Here is a 10,764-nt window from a genome sequence, read left to right as displayed (position 1 = left end):
CTGCCGAAGGAGGCGACCCGGCGCGGCCGAAGGGCGGTCAGAGGGTGCGGAGATCCAGGGCCTCGGCCATCACCCGGTATCCGGCGTCGCTCGGGTGCAGGTGGTCGCCCGAGTCGTAGGCGGGGGCGATGCTGTCCGGGTCGGCGGGGTCGGCCACGGCGCGGTCCAGGTCGACCACCGCGTCGTATTCACCGGAGGTGCGGATCCAGTCGTTGACCGCATCGCGCTTCGCCTCGTTGGCCTCGTTGTAGTAGAACGAGCCCTTGATGGGTGTCAGGGTCGCACCGATCGCCTTGATGCCCTTGGCGTGTGCCTGGCGGATCAACGAGCGGTGGCCGTCGATCAGTTGCTTGACCGACACCTCCGGGGTGGGTGCGCCCACCGCGCCGTCCCCGCTCGCCCCGATGTCGTTGATGCCTTCCAGCACGATGACCGTGCCCACGCCCGGCTCGCTGAGCACGTCCTTCTTGAAGCGGACCACGCCCTTCTCCCCGGCCCAGTCCGTGTCGTTGGTGACCTGGTTGCCGGCGATCCCGTGGTTGAGGACGCTGCGAGGCTTCCCGGTGGCCGCGAAGCGCTCCGCCAGCTCGTCGGGGTAGCGGTTGTTCGTGTCCGGGGTGGATCCGACGCCGTCGGTGATGGAGTCGCCGAAGGTCACCACCCCGTTCCGGCGAGGGGCCTTGCCGCCGCTGACCTCGACGCCTGTGAGGTAGTACCAGGATTCGCTGGTCTCCGTGAAAGCCGCACCTTCGCGGTCGGAACGGTGGTCGCCCTGCGCCCGGTAGCTCGCGGCCGACGAGACCATGTGGAAGGTGGCAGGACCGGTCGGCGCAGCCAGGTAGAGCGTGACGGTCAGCGACTCCAGGGCTTCGACCTTGAACGGCACTGCGTCACTGGTCGCGGTTCCGCCGGCCGATATGGTCACCGACGGTCCCTCCCCGAAGGACAACTGCCGCACCGAACCCGCCCTGACCGAGGCCCCGTTGTCGGTACGTGCCACCGTCGCTCCGGTGATCCGCAGCGGAGTGCTTCCGTAGCGGTTGGACAGTTCGATACGGGCCTTGGTGCCGCCGTTGCTGACCCGGACGACCTGGCGGACCGTATGGTTCGCGAAGCCCTGTTGCGACCAGTTCGGCGTGAAGGGCGCGGTCGGCGCCTGCGGCGAAGCCGCCCAGCCGCCCTGCCACGGCCCGCTGCCCTGCGACGACTTGGCGCTGTGCCCGGCCGCCACGGCACCTGCGGGCCCGGTCAGCCCCTCCGCACCGACGACCGGCAGCGCCACCAGCGCCGCCGCGGAAAGCAGCGCGATACCCGCACGCCGTGTCGAGTTCTTGGATCCCATGTTCCCCACCCCTTGGTCATCCGATGTCCGTCCCGTTGATCACGTGGACACGACACGGTCAAGAGCTGTACGTCTCCGGCTATTCCCCGCCACCGGGACCCATCCGGGCGGGTCGCCTGCCTTGAACGGGCTCCGGCCGGGAAGACGTCCGTAGGATTCCCGGGTTCGGCTTTCTCCCCGTCAGGATGGCTCCGAGTGATATCTCCACGCGTGTACCGAGTGGTGCTGCCCGCCCTGAGCGCGGCGGTCGTGCTGTCCCTTGCGGGCTGCGAACCCCAGGCCCCGGGGGGCGGTAGCGCCGGTGCGAGCGGCGGCGGGCAGGCGGATGGAGGCGTCGGGGCCAGTCCGCTGAGCAATCGGGACGGTACGAAGCCGGGGCTCGCACCCCTGACCTCCGAAGACGACAGGGCCGCGGCCCGGAAGCTCATCGACGGCGTGGCCACCAAGGGGCGCGGGCCCCGTACCGGTTACGAGCGGGACGAGTTCGGTTACGCGTGGATGGACACGGCGGACGGGGTGCCGCTGGCGAGGAACGGCTGCGACACCCGTATTATCTCTATGGTTCGCGCTGCGATGGGGCTGTTCTCGCAGCGTATGCAGGGTGTGATCGGCTGTGCGTAGTGAGAGGCACATGAGTCACAGGCCCCTGTCTGCTCGCGGGAAGAGGGCCGTCCTTACGGCCGCCGTTGCCGCCGCGCTCGTCACGGGCTGTGATGACCTGGAGCCGGGCGGAAGCTCCACAGGATCTGGGCCGGACTCCGCTGCCGGGCGCGCGGTGAGCCCGCTGACGAATCTCGACGGGACCAATCCGGGGCTCGCCGCGCTTACGTCGGAGGCGGACAAGGCCAAAGCACGCAAGCTCATCGAAGAACTCGCCACGAAGGGCCGTGGGCCGAAGACAGGCTACGACCGAGATGAGTACGGCTATGCGTGGATGGACACGGCGGACGGAGTGCCGCTGGCGAGGAACGGTTGTGACACCCGGAACGACTTGCTGAAACTCCATGGTCGGAACGTTCACTTCCGAGCGGGTTCCGACTGCGTGGTCGTTTCGATGAACCTGTACGACCCGTATACCGGCAAGGACATCGCCTGGAAGAAGGCGAAGGCGGCCGAGGTGCAGATCGACCACGTGGTCCCGCTGTCCTACAGCTGGCAGATGGGCGCCGCCCGATGGACGGAGAGTATGCGCAAGCAGCTGGCGAACGACGTGCTCAATCTGCTTCCCGTCGAAGGGCGCGCCAACTCGGCGAAGCGGGACTCGGGGCCCGCGTCCTGGCTGCCGCCGAACAAGAAGATCAGGTGCTCGTACGCCGTGCGGTTCGCGCAGGTCGCCGACAAGTACGAGCTCCCGGTGACGGCCCCGGACAAGGTGACGATGCTTGCCCAGTGCGGCGAGTGAGGACGAAGCACTCGCCGAGAACCTGCGCTCATCGCGAGACGGTGCTGCGGCAGTTCTGCGGCTTCCCTCCGGATGGGTGCGTTGAGACAAAGCCCAGTGGTGGTCACTACGACACCTTTGGCAGCCGCCGGAGTACAGCGAGGCCCGCATGATGTTCAACCGTGCCCATGAGCTACGCCTCAGGCTACGGCCGCGCTCTACGGGCGGCGGACCAGCAAGTGTGCATCGAGGAAGCCCCGCTCAGACGCTGGGTCATGGAGCAACCGAGCCACCGTGTCGAGCCCGGCCGCGGCCAGCAACTCGGCAAACTGCTCCGCCGGCCAGCTATAGGCGGGCGCCACTTTGTGATCGAAGCGGACCGGCTCCGGCCCTTCGGTCCCGAAGAAGGACACCAGGAGCAAGCCCCGTGGTGCCAGGACACGCACCTGCTCAGTGAGCAGGGCGGGCAACTCTCCAGGTGGGGTATGGATCATCGAGTAGTGGGCCAGCACTCCACCGAGCTCGCCGTCCTTGACCGGCAGGGCCTCCATTCGCGCTTCGTCGAACCGCAGCGCCGGATGGGCCCGACGGGCGTGGTCGACCATGGCCGGAGAGAGGTCGAACCCGAAGGCGTCCAGCCCCAAATCGTGCAGCATTGCCGTCAGATGACCGGGGCCGCACCCGACGTCGGCTACCCGCAGGTTGCCCGCATCGCTTACGAGCTCGGCGAAGGTGCCGATCATGTTCCGTGCGAACGGCTGCGTCTCCAGCTGGTTGGCGAACATTGACGCATACAGTTCGACGACTCCGTCGTAGGCCGCCTTGGTCCTGTCCTGGTGTCCCAACATGGGATGGAAGCTAACACCCGCGCCGTTCACCGCTGTTCTCCGGCCCATGGCGGCCCTTCCTCTGGGTGCTGATCATCCGGCCACCCGCCCGCAGGACGCCTCCAGCTCTGCGAGGAAGTGATGGAGGCGTCCTGCGAGGGGCGGCGGCACTCATCGATTGCGGCCCGGCCCGGGACGAAGTCGGTATCCGGTGGCCCGAGGCAGGCCGTTGTGCCGAGACCGTAACGGTCAGCAGAGGCCGCCCGCCGACCGCTCGTCGGTCAGCTGCCCGGGACTGCTCGCATTGCCTTACGGAGGCTCGCGCGGGCAGCAGTGAGGTCGTCCTCAGCTTCCCGGAGCCGGCCCTCCAGCGCGGAACGACACTCCTGGGTCTTCCCTAGCTCGGTACGAAGGGCAGCGTTCTCGCGTTCCAGCTCCTGGCCCCTGCCGACCAGTTGAGCGCGATCCGATTCCTCCAGTTCTGCTCCTAGCGAGAGCCGGACGCGTTCCCGGAGACGATCTCGCTCGCGCTTGAGGTCCTTGATCTCTTCACGGGCCAGGGCGAGATCCGTTTGCAGGCCGGCTGAGGAGACCCGCTGGGCTGCTGGGGACGAGGAGATCCGATGTCCCTGCTCGCGCTGGGCGGAGATGGCGGCCTCGACGGCTTCGTGCACCCGAGGCTGGTTATAGACGAACCAGGTGGATACCGCCGCCTCCCGCGCTACCTGAGCAACAGTGATACGTCGTCCCGTCCGGAGAAGGCCGTCCACTGCTTCGAGTGCGCGCGCAGTCTTGGTTTCACTGTCCTGGGCACGGCTGGCGCGCAGACGCTCGACCCGGGCGTCCCGGTCGTTGGCGCTCGAAGGGGTGGGGCGCTTCATCCAGGGCTCCGTGTCGTCAGTGCCTGCAAGGGCACGAAGGCCGCGGCTGAGCGGGCCTTGCGCAGTTCACGCGAGGCGGATTCGACGGCGTCCCGCTCGTCGGCGGGCATCGCCGTGAGTTTCCGCCGCATCTCGTCGGCCGACTTGGAGTAGGCGCGGATCTGGTCGTCGAGATTACGGACGACCCAGTTGGCGGCCTCCATCGCCAGCGCGGCCTCCTTGTCGGCACGCAGGTCCGCGATCTGCTGCTCCAGAGCCGGCAGGTAGGAGGGATCGGGACGGTAGAAGTCACAGCCGGCGCACTGGAAGCGGATGCGACAGTGACCGCCCCCGGCCTTGACGTTGCTCGGTTCGGTGCAGCCGCCGTACGGGACCCCGACGCTCTCCACCTCGTACGCCAGAGGGTCGCTGAAGCCACGGGATTCGCCGTGCCGGTCGACGGCGAGCGCCGCGACCGTTCGTACGGCTTCCTGCTTCCGGACGAGCGAGACCTTGTAGTACCCCATCGTGACGTCCAGCGAGCGATGGTCCATGAGTTCCCGCAGGACATCGGGGCGGGTACCCGCGTCCGCATGGCGCTGGGCGTACGCGTGGCGGAAGCCGTACGGAACGACCTGGGTACGGTCGTAGGCGAGCGGAGCACCGTCCTCGTCGAGCCGGTCGTCCACGAGATCCGGGATCAGTTCATCGATCCAGTCCCGGAAGATCCTGTTGCAGAACTGTGCGGCGGTCAGATGCCCACGGCGCGGGCGGTTGCGCTGCCCCGGCGAAGGAAACAGCCATTGGGCACAACCCGGTACGGGCGGCAGCGTATCGAGCTCCTTCTGCCAGGCTTCGATCGCCTGGGCGGTGCTCTCCGAGACCGGCAGCCGTCGGCCATGCCGTCGTCGCTTGTGGTTGTCGTAGATCAGCGTCGGCTTGCCGTCGACCCGCTCCAGGCAGGTGTGGTTCAGGCTGGTGACCTCACCCGGGCGTCGACCGGTGTCGCGGAGGACCGTATAGACGACCTGGTACATCCGTGTGAAGTCGGCGGCTGTCCAGCCACCGCTCGTGTACGCCGTCGAGGTTCCGAGCAGGCCGATGTGCGCATCGAGTTGGGCGATGACATGCTCCGGGATCGCACGGCCGAGGTCGTCCTCGGTCACCTCCACGGCGGCGATGGTGTGGAAGCGGGGGTTGAGCGCGAACCCGCCGGGCACGTGGTCCATCATCCCGGCCTGGCGTGCGTACTCCAGGAACGTGCGCCAGTGGCGGAGCAGTGCCCTCCGGTGGCTGGTGGAGTAGTCGTGGCCGTCCTCGGGACGCTTGGTGATCCGGAACATGTCAACCACGGCGTTCATGTCGGCCATGGCGAGGAGTTCTGGTTCGTCGTGGTGGAGCCTTCCCGCCAGGGCGGCGGATGCGATGGCCGCCGCGTAGACGGTCTGCCGGAGGTCCAGGACGTTGGGGCGCGCCGTACGGCCGTACTCCTTGACCAGTTCCCGCAGCCATCGCTGCCGTACCGGGCGGAAGTCGATGTCGCCGTGGATGGCGGCGTATTTCCTGCCACGCCCGGCCGTCAGCCCGATCAGGGCGCATTCCCACACGTCACCCGAGGTCGGGTCGGCCCCCTCGAACTCGACGTGGGCGCGGCGGACATGCAGGAGAATCCCGTTCAGGACACCGGCGGTTGCCGCCGGGAGCCCGGCGGGGAAGGCGGAGTCCAGGTCGAGGAGCGAACCGAGACCCGCGGGGAGACCGGCCACGATGCGGCGTACCCGCTGAGGAACCAGGCTGATCCCCGCGTCGTCACGCTGCTGAAGCCCGTACAGGATCTCCCGCCGTACGGCCGGGCCGACATCGGCCAGCGAGAACTGGGAGACGCCCGGCATCGCGCCATCCACCGAGGTGTTGGGCCTGCGACGGGATGGAACTGGGGCGTGCGTGGCGTCGAAGTCCGCAGGATTCCCCTGGAGGTAGCGGGCCTTCCTGCAGGCATCGCAGCGGGAGCCGTTGCTCGCCACATGGGTGGAACAGGCGGCCACGGAACAGACGAACACGCTGGTTATCGGATTGCCTGGAGTGGCAGTGAACAGTGTCTTGCCCGGGTCCCACTCGCCTGAACGCCAGCAGGGCATGAGGCGGCGACCGAGCCATGACAGCCACTCGGATTCGTCGAGGCCGGAAGGAGCAGAGATAGAACGAACGGAGGCGAGGGTCATCGGTAGTCCTCCAGGGAGAGGCTGTCGACGGCGGCACGGAGGTCCTCGTCCCGGGCGTGCAGGTACACGGCGGTACTCGCCGAGGAGGCGTGGCCCAGGAGCGCCTGCACGATGTCCGGAGCAACTCCGTTACGGATCCAGCGGGTGGCAGCCGTGTGCCGCATCATGTGCGGCCGGGCAGTCAAGCCGCAGCGCTTCCCGATCCGCTCGATCACCTGCTTGGTATTGGAGTACGACAGTGGACGTCCCGCGTGAACGCCGACGAGATTGACGAATACGTAATCGCATTCGTCCGAGCCGGCCACCTGCTCCCGCTCGGCGAGATGCTCGCGGTACCGGTGCACGACTTCCGGCGTGAGCGGGATCATGCGATGGCGACCGGCCTTGGCTCGCGCCCCGTTGGTGTTGTCCTGCCGGGGCCTGACGTGGAGATGCGTACCACCGGTCCGACAGCCGAGGTGTGTGGAGTCGGGAAGCAGATGCATGTCCTCACGCCGCAGCCCGAGGGCCTCACCGATGCGAAGGCCGGCTTCCACCAGGACGGTCAGCAGCAACCGGTCACGTGCGGTACGAGCGGCGTCGAGGACCTGATCCATCTCGGCGCCGGTGAGTGTCTGTGGCGCCCGCTCGATCTCCGGCGCCTTCAGGGTGCGGGCTCTGACCATCAGATGCTGGCCGCCCTCGCCCGGATTGAAGTCGGCCGGGGCATGGGTGAGGAATCGTGGTTCGCTGAGACGCTCGGCGACCTCGTGATCCACATGGCCCTGGACCGCGCAGAAACGGAGGAACTCACACACCGCGGTGAGCGTGGCGTTGACCGTCTTGCCGGCCGGAGGACGCCCGTGCCGTGTCGGTGTCCGCTCGACGTGGAACTTGAAGAGGCTCATGTCCCCGAGCCGGACGGTCCTCCAGTCGGTGCCCCACTCCCCACACCAACTGAGGAAGCGACCGATTCTGGGGATGTAGGCGCGCTGTGTCTGCGGTGAACGCCCGGCTCCGCGCAGGTACAGGGAGAACTCGCGGGCTTCGGGATGGGGCGTGTACGTCTCCTCGTCGACCAAGAGCCAGGTGATCTCGCCGGTGGTAGGCGAGACGGCCTTCTCTGTACGTAACGTCACGGAATCTACTTCCTGTCTCCGATGTCACTCATGTGCCTCATGGCATGACTGATAACGGCGAGGGACAGGAGTTGGTTACGGCTGTGCCTCATGTGCATCGCAATCAGGAAGGGTATAGAGATAACCCGTAACGACCTCCTCCACCGCGACGGCCAAGGCCTGCGTTACCGCGGTGGTTCGGACTGTGTCGTCGTCGCGATGAAGCTGTACGACCCGTACACCGGGCGGACTCTCGACTGGCGCAAGGAGCGGGCCGCCGAGGTTCAGATCGACCACGTGGTCCCGCTGTCGTACAGCTGGCAGATGGGCGCCGCGCGCTGGTCGGAGAGCAAGCGTGAGCAGCTCGCCAACGACGTACTCAATCTGCTTCCTGTCGAGGGACGCGCCAACTCGTCCAAGGGCGATTCCGGGCCCGCCTCCTGGCTCCCGCCGCACAAGCGCGTCCGCTGCGCGTACGTGGTGCGGTTCGCGCAGGTGGCGCAGAAGTACGAGATGCCGGTGACCGCCCCGGACAAGCAGATGATGCTGCGGCAGTGCGGCGGCTGACGGGGGCGTTTGGTTGCTAGGGGCTGTCCGGCACCGCGATGTCGAGTTCGCCCAGACGGTCCGGTTCCGCGATCACGTCGATCTCGGTGATCCTGCCGTCCGCGATCGTGAAGGCGAGGACGATGCGCAGGCGGCCGTGGGGTGCCATCGCGAGGCCGATCGTTCCGTTCACCAGAGCGGGGCCCGTGAAACGTGCCCTGCCCATGGCCGCCATCGCGCCCTTGGCGACGGAGAGAGCGCCACGGACCTCGATGGGTTCGGGTGTGGGGACGACGGCACGGTCGGCCCGGAGCACCACATCGGGGTCGAGGAGAGTGATCAGGGCCTCGAAGTCGCCGCCTCGGGTGGCGGCCAGGAAGGCGTCCACGATCTGGCGGCGGAGGCTCAGGTCCGGGGCGGGCACCGCTGTGCCGCCCTTGACCCGGCGGCGGGCGCGGCTCGCCAGCTGGCGGGCGGCCGTCGGGGAGCGGTCCAGCATGGTGCCGATCTCGTCGAAGGGCACGGCGAACATGTCGTGCAGGACGAAGGAGAGCCGCTCGGCCGGGGCCAGCGTGTCCAGTACCACCAGCATGGCGAGACCGACCGAGTCCGCCAGCAGTGCTTCCTGTTCGGGGTCGTGGTCGCCCTCCTCGGTGCCGCCCGGGGCGTACGCCTCCAAGGGGTCCTCGCGGCGGGTCTCGCGTGAGCGCAGCATGTTGAGGCAGACCCGGGAGACCACGGTGGTCAGCCAGCCGGCGAGGTTCTCGACTTCGGCCGTGTCGGCGCGGCTCGCGCGCAGCCAGGTGTCCTGGACGGCGTCGTCGGCCTCGCTCGCCGAGCCGAGCATCCGGTAGGCCACCGCGCGCAGATGGGGGCGGTGCTCCTCGAAGCGCTCTGTCAGCCAGGGGGTCTTGTCCACCGTTTCGCCTTCCTTGCGCGCGGAGCCGTCGGGAAAGTAGATCACTGGGGGGTGGGCAGGGCCCAAGGAAATCGGTGGACGTTTGGCGTTCCGTCGCTAGCGTGTGGCGCATGAAGCTGATCATCACCACTCTCGCCGCACGTCCCGAACTGGCCGGTCCCATGGAGGAGATGCCGGACACCTGGCCGGAGTTCATCCTCGAGGACCTGGTGGGCTGGGCGAACTTCCCCCGGATCGCGGTCGAGTTCCCCGAGCACGTGCTCGTCGCGACGGACGAGGAGGGCACGGTGGTGGCCCGCGCCTACAGCGTGCCGTTCGCACTGGACGTGGCCGGGCGCAGGGAGCTGCCTACGGGTGGCTGGGACCAGGCGTTGCTGTGGGCGTTCTCGGATCTGCGGCGCGGGCGTACGACGGACACCGTCAGCGCGATCGAGATCACGGTCTCCGAGGAGTATCTGGGCAAGGGGATATCGGGCCGGATGGTGGCCGCGCTGCGGGAGAACACCGCACGGCTCGGTTTCGGCGAGCTCGTCGCCCCCGTGCGGCCGAACGCCAAGCACCTGGACGCGTCCGCGCCCATGGAGGAGTACGCCCGCCGGACGCGGGACGAGGACGGTCTGCCCAGCGACCCGTGGCTCCGTGTCCACGTACGGGCGGGCGGGGTGATCGAGGCGGTGGCGCCGGTGTCGATGACCGTGAGCGGTTCGCTCGCGCAGTGGCGGAGCTGGACCGGGCTGCCGTTCGACGTGGACGGGCCGGTGGAGGTGCCGGGGGCGCTTGTGCCGGTGCACTGTTCCGTCGCGCACGGGTACGCGGTCTACGCCGAGCCGAATGTGTGGGTGCGCCACCGGCTGTGAGCGAACGGCTCGTCCCCCGTACACCGGTGTGTACGGGGGACGAGTGCGTTCACGCGGTGGTGGCGGGCCTCTTCGCTGCCACCGGTGTGCCGAACTCCGAGAACTCGGCTGTGAGCGGGGTGCGTTCACCGCTGGTGAGGCGCATCTTCAGGAGGTACGGCGTCCCCTCGGTGGCGACGCTCGCCGTCCAGGACCCGCCGGTCAGGGTCAGGGACGGGTGGCCGCCTACGGGAGCCTGCTTGCCCTTGTGTGCGGTGCCGCTCTTCCCCGCCAAGCGGTCGAGCAGACTCTTCGGATCGCAGTAGCGCAGGTTCTCCGCCGTGCGCCGGTCGTCGGGGCGCGCCTTCACCCAGCGGCCCGTGAGCTTCCTGACGTCCGCTTCGGCGTCGCCGCCCGGACGGTCCGCCGAGGCCGCCCGCAGCATCGCCTCGTCGGACTTCGTGTAGACCGTGCCTCCGGTCCGGATCAGCTCCATGGTCCCCGCCGAACCCATGGAGAACGTCCCCGTGCACTCGCCCCGTGCGTCGGCGGCGACGAACACCTGGACCGGGCCGTCCGCCGACTCCGTCGTCACGGCCAGCCGTACGGACGTGGCGGCCCGGGTCGCGGCTATCGCCTTGTTGGTGACCTCGGGAGCCGTCAGCCCGGCGAACGGGGCCTGCGATCCGGTGTCTTCCGGGAACGGGCCGCAGGCGGCGAGGTGGAGGACCGCG

General features: G+C 68.4%; 10 protein-coding genes and 1 pseudogene. 4 read left to right on the top strand and 7 right to left on the bottom strand.

What is annotated here, in order from left to right; genetic code table 11:
• Positions 1 to 37: 37 nt before the first annotated feature.
• Entirely contained in the window at positions 38 to 1,342 is a 1,305-nt protein-coding gene (locus tag ACWGO0_RS36875; RefSeq protein ID WP_453544816.1) for an SGNH/GDSL hydrolase family protein, read from the bottom strand.
• A gap of 195 nt (positions 1,343 to 1,537) precedes the next feature.
• On the opposite strand from ACWGO0_RS36875, the gene ACWGO0_RS36870 reads away from it, so the two are divergent.
• Complete coding sequence (locus ACWGO0_RS36870; protein WP_453544814.1) at positions 1,538 to 1,963, top strand: hypothetical protein; 426 nt, start codon at positions 1,538 to 1,540, stop codon at positions 1,961 to 1,963.
• Between the two features lie 10 nt (positions 1,964 to 1,973).
• Complete coding sequence (locus ACWGO0_RS36865; RefSeq protein WP_453544812.1) at positions 1,974 to 2,744, top strand: HNH endonuclease family protein; 771 nt, start codon at positions 1,974 to 1,976, stop codon at positions 2,742 to 2,744.
• 197 nt (positions 2,745 to 2,941) lie between these two features.
• Here ACWGO0_RS36865 and ACWGO0_RS36860 read toward each other — a convergent pair whose 3' ends face one another.
• The 4 genes from ACWGO0_RS36860 to ACWGO0_RS36845 all read right to left on the bottom strand — a co-directional run bounded on the left by ACWGO0_RS36860 (position 2,942) and on the right by ACWGO0_RS36845 (position 7,750).
• Positions 2,942 to 3,571 (bottom strand): class I SAM-dependent methyltransferase, encoded by a 630-nt coding sequence (locus ACWGO0_RS36860; protein WP_453544810.1) that lies wholly within the window; start codon positions 3,569 to 3,571, stop codon positions 2,942 to 2,944.
• A 260-nt stretch (positions 3,572 to 3,831) separates the two neighbouring features.
• Positions 3,832 to 4,431 (bottom strand): DUF6262 family protein, encoded by a 600-nt coding sequence (locus ACWGO0_RS36855; RefSeq protein WP_453544808.1) that lies wholly within the window; start codon positions 4,429 to 4,431, stop codon positions 3,832 to 3,834.
• Positions 4,428 to 6,470, bottom strand: coding sequence for a tyrosine-type recombinase/integrase (locus ACWGO0_RS36850; protein ID WP_453544806.1), 2,043 nt, complete (start codon positions 6,468 to 6,470; stop codon positions 4,428 to 4,430). Before ACWGO0_RS36850 ends, ACWGO0_RS36855 begins: the two co-directional genes overlap by 4 nt.
• A 158-nt stretch (positions 6,471 to 6,628) precedes the next feature.
• Complete coding sequence (locus tag ACWGO0_RS36845; RefSeq protein WP_453544804.1) at positions 6,629 to 7,750, bottom strand: tyrosine-type recombinase/integrase; 1,122 nt, start codon at positions 7,748 to 7,750, stop codon at positions 6,629 to 6,631.
• A gap of 123 nt (positions 7,751 to 7,873) precedes the next feature.
• Between ACWGO0_RS36845 and ACWGO0_RS36840 the strand changes: the two are divergent.
• Positions 7,874 to 8,296, top strand: a pseudogene (locus tag ACWGO0_RS36840) (HNH endonuclease family protein); the annotation flags it as partial.
• Positions 8,297 to 8,312: 16 nt separating this feature from the next.
• Here the strand turns inward: ACWGO0_RS36840 and ACWGO0_RS36835 are convergent.
• Positions 8,313 to 9,194: a sigma-70 family RNA polymerase sigma factor gene (locus tag ACWGO0_RS36835; RefSeq protein ID WP_453544802.1), complete on the bottom strand. Its 882-nt coding sequence runs from the start codon at positions 9,192 to 9,194 to the stop codon at positions 8,313 to 8,315.
• Positions 9,195 to 9,304: 110 nt separating this feature from the next.
• Here ACWGO0_RS36835 and ACWGO0_RS36830 point away from each other — a divergent pair, with 110 nt between their 5' ends.
• Entirely contained in the window at positions 9,305 to 10,051 is a 747-nt protein-coding gene (locus tag ACWGO0_RS36830) for an N-acetyltransferase (RefSeq protein ID WP_453544800.1), read from the top strand.
• Between the two features lie 49 nt (positions 10,052 to 10,100).
• On the opposite strand, the gene ACWGO0_RS36825 is transcribed toward ACWGO0_RS36830, so the two are convergent.
• Positions 10,101 to 10,764: hypothetical protein (locus tag ACWGO0_RS36825; RefSeq protein WP_453544798.1), on the bottom strand; the 664-nt coding region annotated here is incomplete at its 5' end.

The sequence above is a fragment of the Streptomyces sp. NPDC055749 genome, assembly GCF_053617235.1.
The sequence above is the reverse complement of the archived record's forward strand: the minus strand, read 5'-3'. Positions and strand labels throughout refer to the sequence as shown.

Bases quoted from the DNA above. Each gene is read 5' to 3' on its own strand.
- ACWGO0_RS36875 (WP_453544816.1), bottom strand. From the start codon at position 1,342: ATGGGATCCAAGAACTCGACACGGCGTGCGGGTATCGCGCTGCTTTCC.
- ACWGO0_RS36865 (WP_453544812.1), top strand. From the start codon at position 1,974: ATGAGTCACAGGCCCCTGTCTGCTCGCGGGAAGAGGGCCGTCCTTACG.
- ACWGO0_RS36860 (WP_453544810.1), bottom strand. From the start codon at position 3,571: ATGTTGGGACACCAGGACAGGACCAAGGCGGCCTACGACGGAGTCGTC.
- ACWGO0_RS36855 (WP_453544808.1), bottom strand. From the start codon at position 4,431: ATGAAGCGCCCCACCCCTTCGAGCGCCAACGACCGGGACGCCCGGGTC.
- ACWGO0_RS36830 (WP_453544800.1), top strand. From the start codon at position 9,305: ATGAAGCTGATCATCACCACTCTCGCCGCACGTCCCGAACTGGCCGGT.